Consider the following 22,193-nt stretch of genomic DNA (forward strand, 5'->3'; position numbering starts at 1 on the left):
CTTTACAAGCGAATCACCTCTAGCAATCAGTGTCTTCGGCGTTCATGCCCTCTTTCGCTTTCTCGCAGGTGTCTTCAATCGCGTTACCCATGTCGGTTGCTTGATCTGAAATAGCGTCACCTGCATCGTCCATGGCATCGCCCGCTTCATCCATGGTTTGCTCTACTTGATCGCTCACTTTAGCACTGGTGTCTTCTACACTGCTTGACGTATCGTCATTACAAGCCGCTAAGGCGCCCGCAAATGCCATTACCAACGCACCTTTTAACAATACTTGTGTCATCTTCATAATATTAACCTCCATTCAGTCTAGATTATTTTCTTAGTGATTTACCACGAATAACGTTTGCCACCAAAGAAATCAGTAATAGAACAATGAAAATAAAAAAGATGATTTTCGCGATTCCTGTCGCTGCACCCGCAATGCCAGTAAAGCCCAGCAAGGCTGCCACCAGTGCAATCATGAGAAAGATAACTGTCCAAACTAACATGCTCTTCTCCTTTTCCTATTTCCATCGTTACCATTGTCTTCCCTAGGGATATAGCGAAACCCGTGCCAATTTGTAAAGAAGGCCATAAACTACTGATAAATATAAATAAAATATTTTTTGAAGGGTTTTAGATGGAAGATTTTCAAGGTTTAATAAGAAAATATTACAAGCTCGATAGGTAATCGTTTCCGTCGAATAACTGTAAAGACGCAAACAATGTGGCGGCTATAAAAAGCGCATTGGGCAATAAAAAACCCTTCATCTAGAAGGGTTTTAACACGAACCAAGCCCAATTATCACAGCGCCAATAGGCTCAAAGCGGCTTTGCTTGTTTGATAAAATTCACTATCCAGCTTATGACCTCATCCGCATCGAGCGATTCTTGCTCAAGGCTGAGCAGCCCCTGCTCTGATAATGCTGGTGACAAAAAATCGTCTTTGAGCATTTCGATTAACGCCACTTCATAGGCTTTATTGAACTCTGGGTGGCCTTGCAAAGTGAGGATGTGTTGATCATACAAGAGCCCTGCATATTGACAAAAATCCGAGCGCGCGAATACCCTCGCTGGTTCAGGTTTCGCCACTACTTGATATTGATGCATGGCACAAATAGCAAATGACGCCAGATGTGTCGGCAGCAAGCTATCATTGCCAACAAACTGATAACGATGAATTCCCACGCCCCAGCCACCCTCATAACACGCGACCTTACCTCCTAAGGCATCGGCTATGATTTGATGACCGAAACAAATGCCAATCAGAGGACGTTTTTGGGCGTTAATCTGGACAATAAACTCACTTAGCCATAGCATCCAAGGTAGCTGCTCATCTAGATTCGACTTGGAGCCAGTGATCAGCCAAGCATCACACTGATCCACCCCAGTCGGATATTGATGATTGCAGACTTCAAAAGCATCAAACTCAAAATTGGCATCTTGCTCTTTAAGTAAGGTAACAAACCGATCGCTGTAGGAACCAAAGGTCGGCAGTAGCGACTGCGCAGTGAGACCCACCACAAGAATACCGATCTTCATAAGTTACTCCTCAGCAGACAAATCCTTGCTCCTATGACACAGCGCAGACCGAGCCTGCTTAACGGAAAGCGCAGCATACTCATGGCTGCTGAAATTTCGTTTGTCGACGCATGATGACTATCGCAGCGATCACAGCAATAGAAACCGCCAATATCATCAAGCTTGCCAAGGCATTTACTTCTGGCGTTACGCCTAACCGTACCTTAGAAAAAATCACCATAGGCAAGGTACTGTTTCCTGGGCCTGAGACAAAACTCGCGATCACTAAATCGTCCAGTGATAGCGTAAATGACAACAGCCAACCAGAAATAATCGCTGGCGCAATCAATGGCAAGGTCACTAAAAAAAACAAACTGCTAGGCTTGGCACCTAGGTCCATCGCAGCTTCCTCCAGCGTCTTATCCATAGAAGACAAACGTGACTGCACCACGACCGCCACATAAGCCAAACAAAAAGTCGTATGAGCAATAATAATAGTGACTTCACCACGACCTGCGGGCCAGCCAAAAAGGCTTTCCATGGCAACAAACAGCAAAAGCAACGATAACCCAGTAATCACTTCTGGCATCACCAAAGGCGCGGTCACCCAGCCACCTAAAAGGGTTTTGCCGCGAAATGGCCCCATCCGGCTCAACACAAACCCTGCCATCGTGCCTAACACCGCTGCCAATGTGGCACTGATAATGGCAATTTTAAAACTCAATATCGCCGCGTCCATTATCTGATCATTTTGAAACAAGGCGCCGTACCATTTTAGCGACCAGCCCCCCCAAACCGTCACCAGTTTGGAGGCATTAAAACTGTAAATAATCAATGACACGATAGGCGCATACAAAAAGAGAAAGCCAAATAAAGCAGACCCTTTGAGAAACCAAGAACGTCGCTTCATGACATATCCTCCCGCTCATTACGCTTGCGCATATACATAATGGGTCCGACCAACATAATTAACATGACAATTGCCACTGCAGACGCCATCGGCCAATCACGGTTTAAGAAAAATTCATCCCACAACACTCGGCCTATCATTAGGGTGTCTGAACCACCTAATAAAGACGGAATAACAAATTCTCCTACGGCTGGAATAAAGACCAACAAACACCCTGCAACAATACCTGGCATGGCCAAGGGTAAGGTGACTAAAAAGAAAGTTTGATACGGTTTAGCGCCTAAATCCTCAGCCGCTTCCAGCAAGCTCAGATCCATCTTTTCTAAGGTGGTATAAAGTGGCAAAACCATAAAAGGCAAGTAGGTATAGACAATACCAATGTAAACGGAAAAATCGGTTTGCAGCATGGTTAATGGCTGGTCAATTAACCCAGTCGACAATAAAAACTCATTGATCACGCCATTTTTTTTCAGCAAGCCAATCCAAGCGTAAACGCGTAATAGAAAAGACGTCCAAAAAGGCAAAATCACCAAAGACAACAACAAGGTGCGCATAGTAGGTTGGCTGCGGGCAATCATATAAGCGATAGGAAAGCCTAAGATTAGGGTAATCACTGTAGACACAGCAGCAATACGCAAGGAGCTTAAGTAGGCATCCAAATAAAAATCGTTCTGGAACAGAAACAGGTAATTACTAAAGGACGCCTTGAGCGTCAGGTAAGCCTCTTCTGGATTCCAGTCGAACATCGCAGAATAAGGTGGAATCGCAATCGCAGCGTCAGACAAGGAAATCTTAAACACCACCAAAAAGGGGATAAAAAAGAAAACCCCCAACCATAAAGAAGGGATAGTAATGACCATGCCGCGACCAATATTGATGGTCCTTAAACGATACCATAAACGAGACAAACGGCCCGTTTTTAGCGGCGCTGCAGATCTGGTAATTGATTGACGAGGGGCAGGTTTATTCATGACAGCAATACCACGCTACTGTCTGCATCCCAAGACAAATACACTACTTCATCCCAGGTCAATCGGTCCCCCATATCGCGAGCAAAGTTAGGCTGTGTGACACGCACCTCTTTACCGCTGGTTAAGCGAACTTTAAAAATTGACTGACTGCCCATATAGGCAATTTCGGTGATAATACCCTGAGTCGAGTTAATCTCTTGGAGCGGTTTTTCTCGAGAGATTCGTACCTTTTCAGGGCGTATCGCCACGTACACAGTTTGGTTTGGTGCACAGCTAATACCATGATTCACACGGATCATGCTGTTTGTGTCTGGGCAATGAATGGTGACGTTGTCCCTTTCATCCCCCATGATCGTACCTTCAAACAAGTTTACATTACCAATAAACTCCGCCACAAAACGGCTGTTGGGGTATTCATATACTTGATGCGGCTCGTCAATTTGCGTAATGACACCTTGATCCATTACACCAATGCGGGTGGCCAATGTCATGGCTTCTTCTTGGTCGTGGGTAACCACGACAAAAGTCACGCCTAATTCATCTTGAATATTAATCAGCTCAAATTGTGTTTCTTCTCGCAGTTTTTTATCCAAGGCCCCTAAAGGCTCATCCAACAGCAACAGCTTAGGACGTTTCACTAAAGAGCGCGCTAGCGCCACACGCTGACGCTGCCCACCAGACAACATATGCGGCTTACGCTTTGCCAGATGCCCCATTTGAACCATATCCAGCATCTCAGTGACTCGTTTTTTGACCTCACTGGATCGGATGCCTTCACGGCGCAAACCAAATGCCACATTTGCTTCCACACTAAGGTGTGGAAACAAGGCATAGGACTGAAACATCATATTTACTGGTCGTTCCCAAGGCTGAACATTGGCCATGTCAACGCCATCAATCAGTATACGACCGCTGGTCGGCTGCTCAAACCCAGCGAGCATACGTAATAAAGTACTCTTACCGGAGCCGGAGCCCCCTAAAAGACAAAAAAGTTCGTTTTTATAGATATCCAATGAAACGCTATTGACGGCCGTAAAGTCACCAAACTGCTTGCTTAGCTGATCAATCTGAACAAAAGGTTGCGCTCCTTCTTCTCGCCAAGGTGGAACGACAATGGATTTTGGCTGAGCCAATGTTGAAGACGTAGACATACTCTACCCTTTTCTAAATACCACACAGGAGGGAAAGACTGAGCGTAAAGAACACATTCCCCCAGTTTAAAGCGATAAGCCCACTGAATCGAGTCGATGCAATGGGCCCATAGGCTAGCGGCCGGTCTTAATGTTTGACCAAGTTCGAGTTAAGGAACGGTCGAATTTAGGCGTGTGTGCCACTTGAATAAAGAGTTTATCTTTCACCGCTTGCACTGGATAAACCCCTTTGTTTTCAGAAATCTCTGTGTCCAACATAGGCGTCGCGGCTGTATTAGGAACGGCGTAAAACACATAATTAGACAAAGACGCTGCGACATCACCACGCAAAATATAATTGATGTATTTCAGCGCGGCTTGAGGGTGAGGAGCATCTGCTGGAATGGCCATTAAATCAAACCACAGTAAGGTTCCTTCGCGCGGAATTGAGAAACCAATATTGACCCCTTGTCCCGCCTCTAAGGCACGATCTTTGGCTTGTAAAAGGTCGCCGTTATAGCCTAGAGCAACACAAATATCGCCGTTCGCCAAATCGGAAATGTATTGGCTAGAATGGAAGTATTTATAATATGGACGTGCTTCTGACAGCACTTTAGCGCTGGCTTTAAGGTCACTCAAACTTTCTGAATTTGGGTCTTCGCCAATGTAGTTATTTACTATCGACATGACTTCCGCTGGGGAATCCAACACAGCAATACCACAATCTTGCAACTTGGCCGCTACTTCAGGCTTAAGCAACACATCCAACGAATCAAGCTGAAAATCGTCCCCTAAGCGCTCTTTTACCATATCTATGTTGTAACCAATGCCCACTGTTCCCCAGGCATAGGGCACGTTATGCAGGTTCCCTTCATCGTGTTGAGCCACCTTACTCGCTAATTGCTGATCGATGTTTTTGTAGTTAGATAACAGACTTTTATCAATCGTTTGATAAGCCCCTGCTTTCACTTGTCGCTCGAAAAAAGAGTTTGACGGAAACACCAAATCATAACCTGACGAGCCCGCCATTAGCTTGGCTTCCAAGGCTTCATTACTATCATACACATCATAATTCACCTTGATCCCCGTCTCTTTTTCAAAGTTTGCGACGGCATCTGGCGTGATGTAATCAGACCAATTGTAAATATTCAGTACTTTGTCTTCTGCCAGCGCACTGGACGAAATAAACGCGGCACAAACCGCCGATATGCAAGCATGACTCATTTTCATTTTTTGTTCCCCTTGGATCATAAACTTAGCTTGGTAAATGACATTCTTTTGTGTTTTTAATGCCCTCATTGGAGCACCTTTATTTTGTTTTGGTTGTGCTTAGCAATGCCGTGATCAACCCTATTTTGGGCCTGGTTGCACTACAAATAGGCCTCGTATTCCACATCTGAAATTCGCCCATAAATTCTTTCTTGCTCTTGCTGTTTTACCGCGCTGAACACTTTCACAAAAGCCTCACCTAGGTAATCGTGCATAAAGCGACTTGCTGTAAATACTTCAGTCGCCGCTTCCCAGCGGTTTGGTAACACAGGAAAATCGCCACTTACAGAGTACGCATCCCCTTCGATTGCTGCTGGTGGCTCAAGTCGACGTTCAATACCATCTAATGCGCCACCCAACACTGCCGCCAACACCAAATATGGGTTAGCGTCTGCACCTGCTACACGGTGCTCAATACGACGCGCCACCGGTAAACTTTCAGGTATACGCACCGCAACCGTTCGGTTCTCATAACCCCAACTGGCAAAAGTCGGTGCATGAGCGCCATTTTGAAAACGTCGATAAGAATTAAGATGTGGCGCCAACACCAACATACTGTCCGCCATGTTCGTCAATAAGCCAGCCACCGCATGCTTTAACAGAGCCGTTCCCTCTTCTCCTCCATTATCAAAAACATTGACGCCGTCTTTGTCGAGTAAGCTGAAATGAACGTGAAAACCATTGCCGCTTTTTTGCGCGTATGGCTTCGCCATAAAGGTCGCTCCATATTCATAATTACGTGCGACACCTTTTACCAAGCGTTTAAACATATTCGCGTGGTCAGCAGCCAGCATAGCGTCATCAACATGCTTCATATTGATTTCAAATTGGCCTGGCCCCAATTCTGAAATAATGGTGTCTGCTGGTATGCCTTGCACTTCGCAAGCGCTACGAACATCGGCAAAGAAGTTAGACAAGCCATCCATTTCTTCAATGGAGTAGCAATCGGTATCCGTTAATCGGCGGCCATTACCTTCTGTCATTAACGGTTCTTCTGGGCGTTGTTTCGCTTCTGAGTCACCGTCCAGTAAGTAAAACTCCAGTTCAGTTGCTACCACAGGCGTATACCCTAGCGCTTTAAAGCGAGCAACGATATTGGCTAAAATTTGCCGTGGATCAGGAAAGAAAGGCGAGCCATCAGGGTTGTACATCATGGCAAGGATTTGATCTCGCGGCGATTCAGACCAAGGAACAGGAATTGGTGTTGGATGAACAGGCAAGCAAATTCCATCACTGTCGCCCGTTTCAAATACCAAACCGTTCTCCAAAACATCATCGCCCCAATTATCAAAACCGATAACAGATTGAGGAAGCTTCACCCCGTCTTTTAATACCCCTTTTAAACCAGACGCTGGAATGCGCTTGCCTCGTAAGTTGCCATTTAAATCCGTGATAAAAAGATCAAATTCTTTATTACTTATTCCATGCTCCGGCATAACCAGTACTCTCGTGATAATTTATGTTTTTCGTCATCTTCTTAGTGCTAGGCATTTTTATGGACAGTGAAAAATTTTGTTTAATTTTCGATATTCTTTGATTTTTCTTTAGCGCCGTATTATCAATACGATCTAGTCCATATTGTGATCAAACAATGACTTCTGTTTTTTTGCAAGAGAAAGACGCTTTCACTCTATAATATTTTGTAAAAGGGCTTTTAATTGAACAATCCTTCACCTTTAAACATTACCTTAACCGACAGAAAGGACGGTGTAACTATCACCGAGTGGGTATATGTAAACCTGCGAAATGCGGTAATGAGTGGACAAATTCTGCCAGGGAGAAGCCTTACAATCCGCGAACTGGCCAGTGCGCTTAACGTTAGCCCGATGCCAATTAGAGAAGCGTTAAAAAAACTTGGCACGGAACGCGCATTAGAAGTGAGAGAAAATCGGCGTATTTTGGTGCCGAAAATGACCGCTATGAAATTCAATGAATTGTGTGACACCCGTATCGCGCTTGAGTCTCATGCCGCTGCACGGGCACTGCCGTATATTGACTCTCAGCGCTTAGAAGAACTGGAGAGACTGGACTTAGAAATAGACAAAGCACATGATATTAACGATGTAGAAGCAGGTATTCAGCGTAACCAAGCCTTTCACCGACAACTCTATTGTGCCAACCCGCATCAAGTAAGCTTGCCTCTGATTGAAAGCTTATGGTTGCAGCTCGGTCCCTTTTTACGCCTTGCCAATAGCCAATTGGAGGAACATTACCTTATTGATCGGCACCAAGAAGCACTGCAAGCGATTCGTAATAAGGACACATTAGCCTTGCAACTTGCCATTGCGGCAGACATTCGAGAAGGCATCGCGTTTGCTGGCACCCCTGAATTACTGCACCAATTTATAGCAACTGCGTCACTGTCTTAAAGAAAAGGGTGCAAGTCGAATAAAAACTCACCTTCAGCTGGATGGTTTTATCAAGAAACTAGGCTTCCAAGCGTTACATGAAGAGCTCGTTTCTAACATTAGATAATCAGTGCGCTCTTTAAAACAAGATGATAAATTGTTTTTTGTGATCACAAAATAATAGATTTCAATCAAGAATCAGCACTCAAAAAAAGGAACATGGGATAATGGCAAACCGAGCAAATACCGAGTTTATTTCTCCAGAAACTTTTAAAGAACTCGCTATTTTGGTTCAACATTTACGGGTTCCTAGTTTCCCCTCTGTACTCGAAAACTTTTTAAGCGGGCTCTGCCATTTCGACACCATTATTATGGTGACCTATAAGAAATCTTTTAAACCCATCATCATTCATCCAAAATCTCGTTCAGAACACAGCCCCACTCTTAATATGTACATTAACCAAGCGTACATACTCGACCCCTTGTTTAATAGCATTCAACAAGGTACCACTCCCAATGTCAGCCGCTTAGCCGATATGGCACCTGACTCCTTTGAAGAAACAGAGTATTACCAAACCTGTTATCGCAATTTCGACCTAGTGGATGAAATAAATTTAACCGTAATACTGGACGAGAGCACCACTTGCGCCATTTCCCTAGGCCGAAAACGCATCATGGGGCCGATAAAACGTGGGGAAATGCTCAAACTAAAAGCAGTTTTTCCGTTACTAGAAGCTCTCATAAAACAGTTTTGGTTAGCTCAGTCTCGTGACTACTTAGAATACGTGCCTTCCCATGGCCCGATTAAATACGCACTTAAAACCTTTGCTTGCGGAGTATTAACCCAACGTGAGCAAGAAATTCTGGCTCTCATCTTACGCGGGCACTCTTCTAAAGCCATTGCCGACCTCCTAGGAATCAGCGCAGGCACAGTCAAAGTGCACAGAAAAAATATCCACGCACGCCTCGACACTTCGACACAATCTGAAATATTTACTTTATTTTTAAACCATTTAGATGAGATGGACAGAGACCGTAGCTAAGCGCCCATGGGCAAGAAGACAAGGCTAAGAATGACCAGGCTTGCAAGCTAAATATTGCTGCAAGCCCAGTGTGAACACAGACAGAATAGGTTATTTTTTCAAGGCAGGTTGTTGCGGCGCCTCTAACAAAGGCTCATAACGCTTATCCGTTAAGGTTTTCATAAAAGCGACTAAGGCATCTATTTTACGCTCTGATAAAGCATGCGCCTTTAGCTCTTCTTTATCGACCGTAGCAGGCACTTCAGGCTCTGCCCATGGTTTGCCTGTTTCAGGGTTAAGCGAGTGCTTGGGGTTGTTGTAGTGGTCATAGAACGCCACTACGGTACGCAGATCCTTAAACACGCCATTGTGCATATAAGGCGCTGTGACCGCGACATTGCGCAAGGACGGCGTTTTAAATTTACCATCGTATTTAGGGTCCGTAACCGCCGGATTTTCGAGTAATCCATGATCCACAAAATCGCTACCCAAATGCCCTAGTTTCAATAGATTAGGGTTTGCTGGCACCCCAATATTACGGTACTGATGATTGGTAAAAGGCTCTTTTTCACTGTCTTCTGTTTTTAACATATGGCAGCTATTGCAATTGACATTGTTGTTAGAAAAAAACAGAGTTCGCCCCAAATCTTCCAATACTGTCAGCTGATATTCGCCCTTTAGAAAACGGTCGTATTTGCTGTCATAACTGCTAAAGGCCGCGGTTTCTTCAAACGCTTGCAAGGCCTTGCCAAAGGCAGCGTAAGCGGGTGCTACCTGCCCTTTCTTCAAAGCTTTTGAGGCAAAAATATTCGAGCCATAAAGACGTTCAAATGTTGCCTTATAAAGTGGGTTTTGCTGCAGTTTTTCCACCACTTGCTGATCGCTCGACAACCCCATTTCCACTGGGTTTAATGGTGGCCCTAATGCTTGATCTGCCAATGTGTTAGCACGGCCATCCCAAAACTGACCACCCACGTATTCTTCTAACGCCTCATCAAAATGAAAGTCCGGAGAGGTGTTGGCATACGCCGCCATTGGGGTATTACGCGACCCTAAGGCGTGACCATCATCGCCCAGAGAAACAAAGCCTTTACCTCGATTTAGCCGGTGATCAGTAAAGCCTTGATCAGGGACATGGCAGGTGGCACAAGACATGGTGCCATTGACAGAAAAAGCGGGATCAAAAAACAGCACCTGACCTAATTGCACCTCGCTAAGACCTTCCGCCTTAACCCCGCTGCTGATCAAGAATGCAGCACAAAATAAAGTAACAAGCTTCGTCATTTCCAAGTCCGTCGAATACTGGTGTAAATACTATAAAAAGGCTGCATTAGCAGCTTCCAAACGCTATCAAAATACGTCCTTTTGTCGGCTCCCAGACCAAAGTTACGCTCGCTTGGCGCATTCTTTGATAAGGCCAAAGTGCCAAACAGTCCATCCCATAACGCTAAGGCGCTGCCAAAATTGTGGCGCATATGAGACTGCTGATGGTGAGTCTGATGCTGAGCAGGTGAAATCAACAGCCGCTCTAGCCAAGACCAATATGCCAAACGAATGTGGCTGTGACGCAAGTTACCAGTAAAGGCAAACAAGACCACAATAAACACATTTCCACCTAATACTGTGTACAAATTTACCCGCGCACCAAAGCAAAAAATAAACACCCCAGTAATGGCCCCCGCCACCAAGGCATGGCGCAACGCGAACAGCATATTTTCCAATGGGTGCAAGCGGTAAAAAGTCAGAGGGTTGAGCGCTTCTGCACTGTGATGGACCTGATGGATCTTCCATAACCAAGCATTGCTATGCATCCAACGATGCAAGGCATAGCGGCTTAAGTCTTCTAGCACAAACAAACTCAAGGTATACAAAAGAATAATGTCACGATAATGCCAAGGCAGAAACAAAGGATCTGCCCAAGCATTTAGACCTTCTAGAGTCCACAATGCAACCGTTTGACCGGAAAGCAAAATAGGAAAGATTAATGCTACTTTGATCAACCAGTTGACCAAAAAATAACGATAATCCAATCGTGCGTCGCGACTCCACCAATAGCCCTTGAGGCGTGCTAGCGTGACGCTGTTACCCTGCTTTAGGTACCACACAAGAGCAATCACAGCGCTGACTAGCAAATACCCCCAGAAAACACGTTCACTGCCACTTAGTAAGGCGTGTAGTGGAGTATCAATCTCCATCTGCGTCAATTAAGCTTGCGGTCACGCCAATACGGCCAACAAGTTGACGGTAAAATGCCTTCTGCAAATCCAACAAACCTTGAAACAAAGGAATCATGTCATTGGTATTGTAGTTATGGTCTGCTGGGGCCTGTTGATACGCGAGCAAAGAGGCATCCAATGCTTGCTGCACTGCGACTAACCCTTCACTGCCTCCTTTAGCGGCAACAATGGTAGCAACATTGGGTTGCTGATCATCAGCCAGCAACTGTTGATTAGTAGCTAAAATGGCTCCAATAAAACCCCATGAGGCTTGGCTATAAGGGTATTGTTGATGTTCAGGCTCAGGCTTGCCTAAGGTTTTCTTTGTTAAACCACTGATCTGGGCAATACGCCAGTCACGGGTTTTATAAATGTTTTCAATTTCTGCATTGACCAACAAAGACAAGGCTTTATCCTGATCAGCAAGAAAGTCTGCTCGATGCTCTTGGTAGCCATCTCGAATAAGCGTAAGTCTCTTACAGACACTCGCACTGATCACATCCGCCATTTCGTGGCGACGTTCGCTCCATGGACCGCTGAACATAACGTCATCCAGTGCCCCTAGTGTCTTATAAGAGTTTTTGTACAAGGCTTTAGAAGCACTTGAATCGCTTTTCATCACCCGCGCTAAACTCTCATGGATGTTTTCCTTACTCATATGGAAGTAATCAACCATCAAGGGGTAATCCATCGCGGCAATGTCATAGGCGCCTAAAATATAGCTCGCCTGCACTCTTCCCCAACCTTGCGTTAAGCGCATAAAAGCCTGACGACGCAGGTCAGCTGAATCGCTGTCTAGTGCCTCTTGTAAGTCTGCACAATATTGCACGGCATGATTGGCATTGGCCTGAATTACCTTGTCATAAATCGCGACATATGGATCTTGTTCAGCGGCATGACTTAGTCCTGATGCTGTCAAACAAAATACCAATGACAGTTGCGTTAACGCTTTCATAGTTGCTCCAGAAAATGTAACAAGGCCGCGCGTTCGGCGTGGTCCAGTTCTGTAAATGTTGTTTTAGCTTGCTCTGCTTCACCACCATGCCAAAGGATCGCTTCTTCTGGTGTTGCCGCCCGTGCATCATGCAAAAAACGCTCTCCTGCACGGACTCGGCCGCCGATTCCCCATAATGGCGCAGTGCGATATTCCCGCTCACTGGCTAAGAACTCAGGCCGACCATCTTTTAGTGACGCTCCCATATCATGAAGTAGCAAATCACTATAAGGGTGAAACTTTTGCCCTTTTTGAGTGGTTAATGTCGCCCGGTGACAACCACCACAACCTAGCTCACTAAACAGGGCCTCACCCTGCTTCGCGGTCGCGTCTAATGCCACGGGTTGCGGCACTTTATGGCCACGAATATAAGCCGCAATGGCCTGCAAACGAAACTCGGGGAGATCCAATTCCCCGTGGGGAGAAGGCCTTCCTTTGGGGGCAGCTAGGCAATCTAGCTGAGCAGGCTGACACAATTCGTCTGGGTACAAAGGATTCGTCAACCCCAAGTCATGGGCCGCGGCATTAGCAGATTGGCTGACAATACTAGCCTCAGTGGCCTTCCAATTAAAGCGCCCTAAGATTTTTTCTGCCTGCTCGGGCGAATTTAGCCAATTAGGGCGACCACTAATACCATCGCCATTGCGGTCAGCAGGGTCTGCCCATTCCAGAATCTCACTGTCTGGTACGTCTTCCAGCAGGCCTAACCCCACCAATGCAGGAGGCTGACGCAATGAAATCACAGTTTCGTCAGCAAGTGGCCCGTAGGCCAATTGATCTAAATAGGGGTCAAACCTTGATAGGGTAACGAGTTGCCCATCTGGGTAAGTAAAGGGAACAGATTCTATACGTAATCGAGTCCGCGCTTCAGGTTTTACTTTGCCATTGCCATTGATGCCTAACTGAACCCCATAAACTGGGTCTGGCACACTATCGTGAAACGGAGCATCAATATTGTTAAGCAGCCAGCGTTGTTCGTGTTTACTTGGCTGGGTCAACTTGAATACTAGCGCACGCAATGGTTGGCCAGCTGCACTTAAGGTAGGTGCGCCGCCGCTGTCTACATGGCAACTGGTGCAGGTATTGGCATTAAAATGAGGACCTAATCCATCTCGCGCCGTGGTGGCACTGGGAGCTTCAACCCAAGGAATAGAAAAAAAAGATCGCCCAAGGATAAACTGATCGTATTCCGTGTCATTCATAGCAAGCGGCTGAGCAAAAGGCTTGCTGCTTTTTGAATTAGTAAACAAGGCACTAGAATTCGTCTTAGGCGAATCAAGTGCAGCTTCACTGTAAACCAAACTAGGCCATACCAGAAACACAAAAACGCCTCGAAAAATCCATTTCGCGACGCTACAACCGTTACTTTTCATAGTTTTCTAATTTAACCGGCCTGCTCTAATTAAAGAAGGAGACACACAGACTTATCAAAAAACCATGATAAACCTGTGCTCTCCTATCCATGTTTTCTGCTAGCTTAGATCTGAGTTTCTTCAGCGTCAGTGACATCGTTAGTTGTCAAAGAAATACCGTACGCTTTCGCAACAACAACCATTTGGTCGCCTAAACGACGTAGCTCATTTTTCAAGGTTACAATATTTTGTACGCTGGCTTCGTTTTCAGGATGAATTTGGTAATCGAAGTGCATGGTGGTCGTTGCCAACTGGTTAATTTTGGCAATACGCATTTCGATGTCAGCCATTAACGCTTTGATTTTAGCTTGCTCTTCGCTTGACAGGTTATCGAAGAAGGCTGGCCCTACTTTTTTCCCTTTGTACTCACCTAGCAAGACGTTTTTGATGCCTTGGTAGTTTAAGTCGATATCACGGTGTGTATTATCAGAGAAACAAGAATGCTCGTCTTCTTCACTTGGTGTTAGTACCGCAACCGCAATTCGCTCATTGGCCAATTCAGATTTAGAAAACACACCCATTGCTGAGAAAATTTGTTTCAAAGACGTCGCTGTAGAGAGGTTTTTATCCTTTTCAGCACCGCTTAATTGGTCTAACAAGGCCGCACGATATAGGCCGTTATTACCAATGATTTTTGTATTCCACGCACTAGACACTTTCGCTAGGTCGTAAACCAACTTGTCTGTTGCTGCTTTTAAGTAATCTAAACGGCGCTGTTTCAATTTATCCGTGGTGAAATCAGACAATGGGCGCTGACCAGCTGTCATGGCGCCATTGGTGATCTTGTCTTCAATCATATTGTTGTAGTCTTGGTCTTGACCCCACAATAGAAACTCGATCGCGTGGTAGCCACTTGCCACGTTCGCATCGCCACCGTTTTCATTCAATTCAGTCAGCACTTCAGGGGTGATTTTAGTGACATTTACTGGCGCTGCGTCTTCACCACCTGGAGTGAATACGCCTTTAGTATCAATAATATTACCGCTGGTACGCTGATAGTTTGCATCTTCTGTATAGTCAATCAGGTTTTCATCTAGTGGCCAAGCGTTAATCTGACCTTCTAAGCCACCGTAGGCTTCTGCTACCCAGCCATCTTCAGCATCAATCGGGCCATTAGACAAACGGAAAATCTCTGTTGTACCGTAACTTTCACGAGAAGCTAACCAAGCATTTTTAGCTGCTTGTAGGGTTTCTGCTGTGGGATTTTTGGCAAAAGCATCAATCGCCACTTTAAGAGCTTTTGCGCCTTCTAATGCATCTTGGTAGTTCGCAGTCGCTATGGTTGCGTAGGTATTCAAGGTGGCACGTTGTGCACTTTGAGACACAGCAGCCATACTTGGCATAGAAAGGCTAAGTGTTGCCCCTACAATAAGGGTATTTAGAATTGTTCTCACTTTCATTCACTCCTAATGTGTTTTTTAAAAATCATTTAGAGGCCGTTTACGATTAAGCAGCCCCTTACTATGAACAACCTTGATTAATTGGCTTCTACCACTGAGGCCGCCCGCTTCGCTTGTGACTCACGCCCACGCAGTTGCCATCTAAGTACCAGCAAAACCAGCACCCAATAAACACCCAACATAAGCAAATCCCAACCAATAGGCTGTGAACGATAAGCAAAAAGAGAGGCTAACAAACCACCAAATACGGAACTGTCGCTTAACACGCCAGAAATATCCCAAACCGTACTGTACATCCAAGCGGGCAAATCGGTTACGGCTAATGGACCACCTAATAGTTTCCCCGCGGCGGTTAAAAACAGCGCAGCACCTAAGAACAGCAACATGGTTTCGGTGACCCTAAAGAACCATTTCCAAGAAATGTATTTGCCACCGATCTGTAATAAAAAGAACAGTATCATTGCCAACGCCAAACCAATGGCGGCCGCAACAAAGAAGTTAACATAAGAAGCAAAAGAGTCTAACTGCAAGAGAGAGCCATAAAGAAACATCACGGTTTCTGAGCCTTCACGGCCTACGGCAATCATTGCTAAGAAAAAAACGCCCCACCAATTTGAAGACTGAGTGCTTTTTTCTAACCCCTGTTCCAGGTCTTTTTTCATGGTACGGCCATGCGCTCGCATCCACATTACCATTTGTACAATTAATATACTGGCAAAGGTCAACATACCGATTTCAAACCAGTCTCGCGCTGCGCCACCCAAAATATCTGTGACACCAATTAAGGTTAGCGTGAGCAATCCCGCCAGCCCAAAACCGGCCAAAATGCCTGCCACCAGCCAGATCTTGCCTTTTTGAGCGCCAGGGCGACCGTTCATCCAAGCGTACAGAATACCAATGACGAGCAATGCTTCTATGCTCTCACGACAAACAACAAAAATAATTTGTCCCATGACTTAATCCTGAGCCTTAACGGTAATTTTACCGCGCGCAGCTGGGGCAAAGTCGTCATAATAATCGTAGCTACCCACATCTAATGGGGTGATGACCAAACTGGTATTGGCGCCCATGAATAAGACTTTTTCTTGACGTAATTGATTACTTTCAAACTCGGCAGGTTTACTGCCAATGTTTTTTACTACCAGCCGGAATTTTGTTTTCGCTGGCACAATCAGCTCAGCAGGTAACAAAGCGCCATCTTTCATTTCGATCAAATAAGTAGGTAGCTTAGTATAACGAGGATCGTGGGTTTGTTGGCTAAATCCATTCGCATCAATTTGCGTACTTTTTTGTGCGCCACTTTCTGCCGCCCATACTTTCATTGTTGTCAGAACACACAATAGGGAAAGGAAAAAAACACCGATCAACTTCATTTATAACATCCAGCCATAATAGGTTAAGCAATGGGAATGCTGGGGCATTAGTCATTCCCTCTTCATATAATTGCACGCACAGTTCTCAAATAATGCGCGCGTTTACAAGGTACGCACTTGCCAATTGTCTATAATTTAAAAGAATGGGTAACAACAAGCGCTAGCAATCTTCTTGCTTTAACAATATGTTAACAAGAATACTTCTCATAATCATTATTTTTTACGCACTTCCAGGCAAAACGACAAAAAAAACGCATTGTCCAAACACCCGCTCGTTATGACACCAATAGGCGCTTGTCTTTCACGAATTTACTATCGAAATAAGGAGAAACAAGCAGAAAAATACTGAAATAGAGAAAAACCCAGCACTGTGTGGGTATCGGTAATGAAAAAAGACCATGGGTGACGTGCATTAAAAATCCCTTAACACTTACCCAGAAAGACAATGGGGTCTACCGGGTAAGTGAAAGTCACCATCTTTATCTAGCGCCAGCAAACCAAGACTGCCTAGCCTACATAGGCGAATCCAAACGTTTATAATTTCGGTGTATTTTTCCATCGCATGCAGCGATTTGTCACCACCATTACCGGATGCTTTAGCACAAGCTGACTTCGCTTTTATAGGCGAATCCAAACGTTTTTAATTTCGGTGTATTTTTCCATCGCATGCAGCGATTTATCACCACCATTACCGGATGCTTTAGCACAAGCTGACTTCGCTTTTATAGGCGAATCCAAACGTTTTTAATTTCGGTGTATTTTTCCATCGCATGCAGCGATTTATCACCACCATTACCGGATGCTTTAGCACAAGCTGACTTCGCTTTTATAGGCGAATCCAAACGTTTTTAATTTCGGTGTATTTTTCCATCGCATGCAGCGATTTATCACGACCATTACCGGATGCTTTCACCCCACCAAATGGCACGGTCGTATCGCCATCTCCCCAGGTATTAACCCACACCATGCCACTCTCTAGTTGACGGCTCACACGATGGGCTCGTGACAAATTACTGGTCCAAAGCGCCGCTCCTAAACCATATTTAGAATCATTGGCTAAGGCAACAGCTTCCTCTTCAGTGTCAAACGTAGCCACCGCAAGTACAGGCCCAAAAATCTCCTCTTGAACAAACTCCATGTGGTTTTTGGCATCGGTAAAAATCGTCGGTTTAGCAAAAAAACCCTGCCCTTCTTGATACTCAGGCAAACCGCCATAAACTAAGGTTGCACCATCGGCTTGGGCGCTGTTAATAAAGCGTGCAACAGTTTCAAGCTGAGCTTTGTCCACCATCGGCCCCATGTTAGTGGCTGGGTTCAATGGATCCCCCGCGACATAACCTTTTGCCGCGTCAATTAATGCCGCCATAAATTCGTCTTTAATACTGCTTTGGACATATAAGCGCGAGCAGGCAATACAGACTTCACCCTGGTTGGTAAAAATAGACGCTGCCGCTCCTTTTGCGGCGGCAGCGATATCTTCGCAATCGGCAAACACTAGACAAGGTGATTTACCACCCGCTTCAATCCACACCCGTTTCAAATTCGACTGCCCCGCATACTCCATCAACAAACCAGCAACACGACTTGATCCAGTAAAAGCAATCACTTGCACATCATTATGCAGAGCAAGTGCCTTACCAGCTGTATGTCCATAGCCAGGTAACACGTTAAATACGCCATCGGGCACACCGGCTTGGGTTGCCAGCTCAGCTAGACGCAGCACACTTAGTGGTGATTTTTCAGACGGTTTTAAAATAACACTATTGCCTGCAGCCAGCGCGGGAGCGACTTTCCAGGAAGCCATCATTAACGGGTAGTTCCACGGTGTAATAGCCGCGATCACGCCAATCGGTTCATGGCTAATCAAGGCCAGGTTAGATCCGCCTGTTGGGGCTATTTCACCGTACAGTTTATCAATGCCTTCGGCTGTCCAGCGAAAACAATCAATGGAGTCGGGAATATCAATGCCAACCATTTCAGAAATCGATTTGCCCATATCTAACGTGTCTAGCAGGGCAAATTCGTCTTTATGCTGTTCAATCAGTTGCGCCCATTTAAGCATGATATTTTTACGTTCACGGGGCGCCATGGCTGACCACACACCGCTTTTAAAGGCCTTTTTAGCGGCCGCCACCGCCACCTCTACATCCGCGGAATCACAACTAGCAACCTGGCTAAGTAAGGCTTCTGTGGCTGGGTTGATGCAGTCAAAGGTGTCACCATTGACTGCATCAACATATTGACCATTTATGTATGCTTGGCTAGGAAAAGACAGAGAAGCGGCCAACGTTTTCCATTGTTCATAACTGTTCATGATTATTTCCTTAAGTAGTCGCTTGATCCCAAGAGTGACTTCTAGACAACAAAACGACGAATGCAAAGATACTGACAAACTACAAAAATTACAGAAAGAAAACCATATCCCTAAAGTGGTACACAAACCGCTACAGGGCTACCCCCAATTTATCTGTCGCACTCTGCGCTTAGGCTTTCCCTACAAGGGTCTTTAGCCTGTTGCGATGGCTGGGGCGCATTGCTGAATTTTTTTGATTAACCACTGAATACTTTCCTGACTATCATAAAGCTGATGAGAAAAAATACTCAAGGACAAGTTTGGCACACCGTCTGGCAACAACACGCTGCGCACTGGCAGCATCGCGGTAAGCTCTTTGGCGATATTCGCTGGCACACACATAATGCTGTCAGACTTAGCCGTCACCATACCGCCAATCGCATAGCTCTGTACTATCATCGAAATTTGTCGTGATTGATGCTGGTCTAACAACCACTGATCAATTGGATCTGCCCCTGAATTAACCAATGGTAGATGAATATGCGGCGTCGCCAAAAATGTGTGTAGATCCAGCCGATCTGGCAGGGTATTTGCCGTTCTTACAATCCCCACATATTGATCGGTCAACCAATGTTGACGATGATAATACCTTGGCACAGATTGCAACTCATCAACCCCGATAAAAAGATCCAAGCGCCCTTCTTCTACTCGCTCCATGCGTAAATTTTCAGGCAATATGTCGATCGCGATGCGAATATTCGGTGCTTCTTCTTGGAGTCGACTGGCCAACTGCGGCAAGGCATAGAACTCAAAATAGTCCACCGCACCAATATAAAATGTTTTTGCTTCACGGCTTGGGTTAAAAGGTTTCACCTTATTGAAGGCCAAATCCAATGCATTTAACCCTTTGCGTACATCTGGTATTAAGGCCAATGCGGTGGGCGTTGGCTCCATGCCCATTTTGGTTTTAATAAACAAAGGGTCATCAAAACGATTACGCAACTTTGCCAATACATGGCTCGCCGCAGATTGGCTCAAATGCAGCGCTTTGGCAGCACGCGATAAGCTCCGCTCGCGCTCTAGCACCACCAACAAACGCAACTGGCTTATGTCCATATCCATAGGTTATCGAAATCTCTCATATGCTAAACAAAATATCACATTTTCATCATAACCTAATTTAACGTACAACTAGCATATTGTTATTATAGTGTGATGGCGACATGCCGGATTCGGCATCGACCACAGATAATCCACTAACATCATCGACCAAAAGAGACAGATGCTATGAGAAAAGTAACGGTTGCGGCCACCCAAATGGCGTGCTCTTGGAACATTGAGCAAAACCTAGACACAGCAGAACGCTTAGTAAGACAAGCAGCACAACAAGGTGCGCAGATTATTTTACTGCAGGAACTGTTCGAAACCCCTTACTTCTGCATCGAGATCAGTGAGTCTTATCATGCGTTAGCCACTACGCTAGAAAATAACACCAGCTTTAAACGTTTTTCTGCGCTGGCTAAGGAGCTCGAAGTCGTCTTGCCTTTTAGCTGGTTTGAAAAAGCCGGTAACGTTCGCTATAACACGGTCGCCATGATCGATGCCGATGGCAGCTTAATGGGCACCTATCGTAAAACCCATATTCCCGACAGCGATGGCTATCTGGAAAAGTATTACTTCAGTCCTGGTGATACCGGTTTTAAAGTATGGGAAACACGCTATGCCAAAATCGGTGTGGGCATTTGCTGGGATCAATGGTTCCCTGAAACGGCGCGCAGCATGGCACTGCAAGGAGCCGAAATTCTCTTCTTCCCAACCGCCATTGGCAGTGAACCAAGCCAACCACAACTGGATAGCCAGCCACACTGGCAACGCGTAATGCAAGGCCATGCAGCCGCAAACCAAACACCGGTAGTGGCCTCTAACCGCATTGGTACTGAGACCGCACAACACCGTGATTTGTCTTTGACCTTCTACGGCTCTTCTTTTATTACCGATGATAGCGGCGCCAAAGTGGCAGAAGCCGATCGCACCAGTGAAAGTGTTTTGCTGCACGAGTTCGACCTAGACCACTTGGAGTTCCAGCGTCAAGCATGGGGCTTATACCGAGACCGTCGTCCTACTCATTACGCCACCATTCAAACATTGGATGGGAAAACGCCGGCCAAATCATAATCCCAATGGCGACGTAAATTTATAAGTAAACACAATAGGACTGACTATGAGCGCTCTGCTGGACACCACGCCAAAACAAGATGGCTTTCGCATGCCAGGTGAACATGAACCACAAGATCAAGTGTGGCTCGCTTGGCCAATTCGAGAAGATAATTGGCGTGAGTCTGGCAAACCTGCTCAACAGGCCTTTGCGCGAGTCGCTAACACCATCGCGCAATCCACCGCCGTTACTGTTGTTGTATTGGCAAGCCACTATGACATTGCGCGCGCCGCTCTTAACGAAGGCATTCGTGTGCTTGTGCAACCTTATAATGACAGTTGGATGCGAGATATCGGAGCCACCTATGTGGTAAATGACAAGGGACAGCGTCGCGCCATAAGCTGGCAGTTCAACGCTTGGGGTGGCAAGCTAGATGGCTTGTATTCGCCTTGGGACTTGGACGACGCTATGGCGGTCAAAATGGCCTCTGTCACAGGCGACGATTATTACCAAGCCCCCTTCATCTTAGAAGGTGGCTCCATTCATAGTGATGGTGAAGGCACCTTATACACCACAGAAGAATGCTTGCTGCACCCAAGCCGTAACCCTGATTTGAGCAAAGCCGATATCGAAGCCTATTTGGCAGATTACCTCAACATTCAAAAAGTCATATGGCTAACCAACGGCTTGTTTAACGATGAAACCAACGGCCACATTGATAATATCATGCACCTGGTTCGCCCAGGTGTTGTCGCCCTCACTTGGTGTGATGATCAAAACGACCCTCAATACGCCATTAGTCGTGCGGCATATCAGGTATTACAAAGCAGCACTGATGCCCAAGGCCGAGCAATTGAAATCATCAAATTACCCTTACCTGGGCCTCTTTATATGACGGCCACAGAAAGCCAAGGCATTCAGCAAACCGACACCATGGAGCGCCACGATGGTGATCGTTTAGCGGCGTCTTATGCCAACTTCCTGATCAGCAACCAGAGTGTCATTTTTCCTCTACTGGACACCAAAACAGACAAGCAAGCAGAGCAAATTTTAGCCGCGGCGTTCCCTCTCCATCAAGTTATTGGGGTACCCGCTAGAGAGATTCTCTTAGGCGGTGGCAATATCCACTGCATCACCCAACAAGTCCCCAAACAAGACTAACGGCGCCTTCACGCCAGACTAACCTTATCCTTTGAA

Annotated in this window: 21 protein-coding genes; 4 read left to right on the plus strand and 17 right to left on the minus strand. The window is 45.7% G+C overall.

All coding sequences use genetic code 11. The features are described from left to right. Window positions 1-19: 19 nt before the first annotated feature. The 8 genes from DFP81_RS01115 to DFP81_RS01150 form a co-directional block, all read right to left on the minus strand. Window positions 20-289, minus strand: coding sequence for a hypothetical protein (locus tag DFP81_RS01115; protein WP_115895914.1), 270 nt, complete (start codon window positions 287-289; stop codon window positions 20-22). 25 nt (window positions 290-314) lie between these two features. Continuing rightward, window positions 315-491, minus strand: a complete 177-nt coding sequence (locus DFP81_RS01120) for a DUF1328 domain-containing protein (RefSeq protein ID WP_115895915.1) — start codon at window positions 489-491, stop codon at window positions 315-317. A gap of 313 nt (window positions 492-804) precedes the next feature. Next, window positions 805-1,524, minus strand: coding sequence for a glutamine amidotransferase-related protein (locus DFP81_RS01125; RefSeq protein ID WP_115895916.1), 720 nt, complete (start codon window positions 1,522-1,524; stop codon window positions 805-807). A gap of 79 nt (window positions 1,525-1,603) precedes the next feature. Further along, window positions 1,604-2,413, minus strand: coding sequence for an ABC transporter permease subunit (locus tag DFP81_RS01130; protein WP_115895917.1), 810 nt, complete (start codon window positions 2,411-2,413; stop codon window positions 1,604-1,606). Then, window positions 2,410-3,273 (minus strand): ABC transporter permease subunit, encoded by an 864-nt coding sequence (locus tag DFP81_RS01135; protein WP_245959070.1) that lies wholly within the window; start codon window positions 3,271-3,273, stop codon window positions 2,410-2,412. The genes DFP81_RS01130 and DFP81_RS01135 overlap by 4 nt, the downstream gene beginning before the upstream one ends. Window positions 3,274-3,380: 107 nt before the next feature. Then, window positions 3,381-4,535, minus strand: a complete 1,155-nt coding sequence (locus tag DFP81_RS01140) for an ABC transporter ATP-binding protein (protein ID WP_115895919.1) — start codon at window positions 4,533-4,535, stop codon at window positions 3,381-3,383. 114 nt (window positions 4,536-4,649) lie between these two features. Next, window positions 4,650-5,813, minus strand: coding sequence for a polyamine ABC transporter substrate-binding protein (locus DFP81_RS01145; protein WP_245959049.1), 1,164 nt, complete (start codon window positions 5,811-5,813; stop codon window positions 4,650-4,652). Window positions 5,814-5,884: 71 nt separating this feature from the next. Further along, on the minus strand, window positions 5,885-7,219 hold the full coding sequence (locus DFP81_RS01150) for a glutamine synthetase family protein (protein WP_115895920.1): 1,335 nt from the start codon (window positions 7,217-7,219) through the stop codon (window positions 5,885-5,887). A gap of 222 nt (window positions 7,220-7,441) precedes the next feature. Here DFP81_RS01150 and DFP81_RS01155 point away from each other — a divergent pair, with 222 nt between their 5' ends. Together DFP81_RS01155 and DFP81_RS01160 are read left to right on the plus strand one after the other, a co-directional pair. Next, window positions 7,442-8,152, plus strand: coding sequence for a GntR family transcriptional regulator (locus DFP81_RS01155; protein ID WP_115895921.1), 711 nt, complete (start codon window positions 7,442-7,444; stop codon window positions 8,150-8,152). Between the two features lie 206 nt (window positions 8,153-8,358). Next, window positions 8,359-9,174 carry a helix-turn-helix transcriptional regulator gene (locus DFP81_RS01160; RefSeq protein ID WP_115895922.1) on the plus strand — a complete coding sequence of 272 codons (816 nt, stop codon included), beginning with the start codon at window positions 8,359-8,361 and terminating at the stop codon, window positions 9,172-9,174. Between the two features lie 90 nt (window positions 9,175-9,264). On the opposite strand, the gene DFP81_RS01165 is transcribed toward DFP81_RS01160, so the two are convergent. The 9 genes from DFP81_RS01165 to DFP81_RS01205 form a co-directional block, all read right to left on the minus strand. Beyond that, window positions 9,265-10,437 (minus strand): cytochrome-c peroxidase, encoded by a 1,173-nt coding sequence (locus DFP81_RS01165; protein ID WP_115895923.1) that lies wholly within the window; start codon window positions 10,435-10,437, stop codon window positions 9,265-9,267. Next, entirely contained in the window at window positions 10,434-11,348 is a 915-nt protein-coding gene (locus DFP81_RS01170) for a sterol desaturase family protein (protein WP_115895924.1), read from the minus strand. Before DFP81_RS01170 ends, DFP81_RS01165 begins: the two co-directional genes overlap by 4 nt. Beyond that, window positions 11,338-12,324 carry an imelysin family protein gene (locus DFP81_RS01175; RefSeq protein WP_115895925.1) on the minus strand — a complete coding sequence of 329 codons (987 nt, stop codon included), beginning with the start codon at window positions 12,322-12,324 and terminating at the stop codon, window positions 11,338-11,340. Before DFP81_RS01175 ends, DFP81_RS01170 begins: the two co-directional genes overlap by 11 nt. Then, window positions 12,321-13,685, minus strand: coding sequence for a di-heme oxidoredictase family protein (locus DFP81_RS01180; protein WP_181903018.1), 1,365 nt, complete (start codon window positions 13,683-13,685; stop codon window positions 12,321-12,323). Before DFP81_RS01180 ends, DFP81_RS01175 begins: the two co-directional genes overlap by 4 nt. Before the next feature lie 155 nt (window positions 13,686-13,840). Next, window positions 13,841-15,175: an imelysin family protein gene (locus DFP81_RS01185; protein WP_115895927.1), complete on the minus strand. Its 1,335-nt coding sequence runs from the start codon at window positions 15,173-15,175 to the stop codon at window positions 13,841-13,843. A 77-nt stretch (window positions 15,176-15,252) separates the two neighbouring features. Continuing rightward, window positions 15,253-16,128 (minus strand): FTR1 family iron permease, encoded by an 876-nt coding sequence (locus DFP81_RS01190; RefSeq protein ID WP_115895928.1) that lies wholly within the window; start codon window positions 16,126-16,128, stop codon window positions 15,253-15,255. 3 nt (window positions 16,129-16,131) lie between these two features. Next, the gene (locus tag DFP81_RS01195; RefSeq protein ID WP_115895929.1) at window positions 16,132-16,548 is read right to left on the minus strand and encodes a cupredoxin domain-containing protein; all 417 of its coding nucleotides are present in this window, start codon (window positions 16,546-16,548) and stop codon (window positions 16,132-16,134) included. An 826-nt stretch (window positions 16,549-17,374) separates the two neighbouring features. After that, window positions 17,375-18,862, minus strand: coding sequence for an aldehyde dehydrogenase (locus DFP81_RS01200; RefSeq protein WP_115895930.1), 1,488 nt, complete (start codon window positions 18,860-18,862; stop codon window positions 17,375-17,377). A 192-nt stretch (window positions 18,863-19,054) separates the two neighbouring features. Then, window positions 19,055-19,963: a LysR family transcriptional regulator gene (locus tag DFP81_RS01205; protein ID WP_115895931.1), complete on the minus strand. Its 909-nt coding sequence runs from the start codon at window positions 19,961-19,963 to the stop codon at window positions 19,055-19,057. 165 nt (window positions 19,964-20,128) lie between these two features. On the opposite strand from DFP81_RS01205, the gene aguB reads away from it, so the two are divergent. Both aguB and aguA read left to right on the plus strand, forming a co-directional pair. Beyond that, complete coding sequence (gene aguB, locus DFP81_RS01210) at window positions 20,129-21,016, plus strand: N-carbamoylputrescine amidase (protein WP_115895932.1); 888 nt, start codon at window positions 20,129-20,131, stop codon at window positions 21,014-21,016. A gap of 46 nt (window positions 21,017-21,062) precedes the next feature. After that, a complete protein-coding gene (aguA, locus tag DFP81_RS01215) occupies window positions 21,063-22,157 on the plus strand; it encodes an agmatine deiminase (protein ID WP_115895933.1) in 1,095 nt (364 codons plus the stop codon). Window positions 22,158-22,193: the final 36 nt, after the last annotated feature.

The sequence above is a fragment of the Marinomonas pollencensis genome (assembly GCF_003387375.1).
In the GTDB taxonomy this organism is placed as follows: Bacteria; Pseudomonadota; Gammaproteobacteria; order Pseudomonadales; family Marinomonadaceae; genus Marinomonas; species Marinomonas pollencensis.

Excerpts from the sequence above, each read along its gene's own strand:
- DFP81_RS01115 (WP_115895914.1), bottom strand. The coding sequence starts at position 289 with ATGAAGATGACACAAGTATTGTTAAAAGGTGCGTTGGTAATGGCATTT.
- DFP81_RS01120 (WP_115895915.1), bottom strand. The coding sequence starts at position 491 with ATGTTAGTTTGGACAGTTATCTTTCTCATGATTGCACTGGTGGCAGCC.
- DFP81_RS01125 (WP_115895916.1), bottom strand. The coding sequence starts at position 1,524 with ATGAAGATCGGTATTCTTGTGGTGGGTCTCACTGCGCAGTCGCTACTG.
- DFP81_RS01130 (WP_115895917.1), bottom strand. The coding sequence starts at position 2,413 with ATGAAGCGACGTTCTTGGTTTCTCAAAGGGTCTGCTTTATTTGGCTTT.
- DFP81_RS01135 (WP_245959070.1), bottom strand. The coding sequence starts at position 3,273 with ATGGTCATTACTATCCCTTCTTTATGGTTGGGGGTTTTCTTTTTTATC.
- DFP81_RS01140 (WP_115895919.1), bottom strand. The coding sequence starts at position 4,535 with ATGTCTACGTCTTCAACATTGGCTCAGCCAAAATCCATTGTCGTTCCA.
- DFP81_RS01145 (WP_245959049.1), bottom strand. The coding sequence starts at position 5,813 with ATGAGGGCATTAAAAACACAAAAGAATGTCATTTACCAAGCTAAGTTT.
- DFP81_RS01150 (WP_115895920.1), bottom strand. The coding sequence starts at position 7,219 with ATGCCGGAGCATGGAATAAGTAATAAAGAATTTGATCTTTTTATCACG.
- DFP81_RS01160 (WP_115895922.1), top strand. The coding sequence starts at position 8,359 with ATGGCAAACCGAGCAAATACCGAGTTTATTTCTCCAGAAACTTTTAAA.
- DFP81_RS01165 (WP_115895923.1), bottom strand. The coding sequence starts at position 10,437 with ATGACGAAGCTTGTTACTTTATTTTGTGCTGCATTCTTGATCAGCAGC.
- DFP81_RS01170 (WP_115895924.1), bottom strand. The coding sequence starts at position 11,348 with ATGGAGATTGATACTCCACTACACGCCTTACTAAGTGGCAGTGAACGT.
- DFP81_RS01175 (WP_115895925.1), bottom strand. The coding sequence starts at position 12,324 with ATGAAAGCGTTAACGCAACTGTCATTGGTATTTTGTTTGACAGCATCA.
- DFP81_RS01185 (WP_115895927.1), bottom strand. The coding sequence starts at position 15,175 with ATGAAAGTGAGAACAATTCTAAATACCCTTATTGTAGGGGCAACACTT.
- DFP81_RS01190 (WP_115895928.1), bottom strand. The coding sequence starts at position 16,128 with ATGGGACAAATTATTTTTGTTGTTTGTCGTGAGAGCATAGAAGCATTG.
- DFP81_RS01195 (WP_115895929.1), bottom strand. The coding sequence starts at position 16,548 with ATGAAGTTGATCGGTGTTTTTTTCCTTTCCCTATTGTGTGTTCTGACA.
- DFP81_RS01200 (WP_115895930.1), bottom strand. The coding sequence starts at position 18,862 with ATGAACAGTTATGAACAATGGAAAACGTTGGCCGCTTCTCTGTCTTTT.
- DFP81_RS01205 (WP_115895931.1), bottom strand. The coding sequence starts at position 19,963 with ATGGATATGGACATAAGCCAGTTGCGTTTGTTGGTGGTGCTAGAGCGC.
- aguB (WP_115895932.1), top strand. The coding sequence starts at position 20,129 with ATGAGAAAAGTAACGGTTGCGGCCACCCAAATGGCGTGCTCTTGGAAC.
- aguA (WP_115895933.1), top strand. The coding sequence starts at position 21,063 with ATGAGCGCTCTGCTGGACACCACGCCAAAACAAGATGGCTTTCGCATG.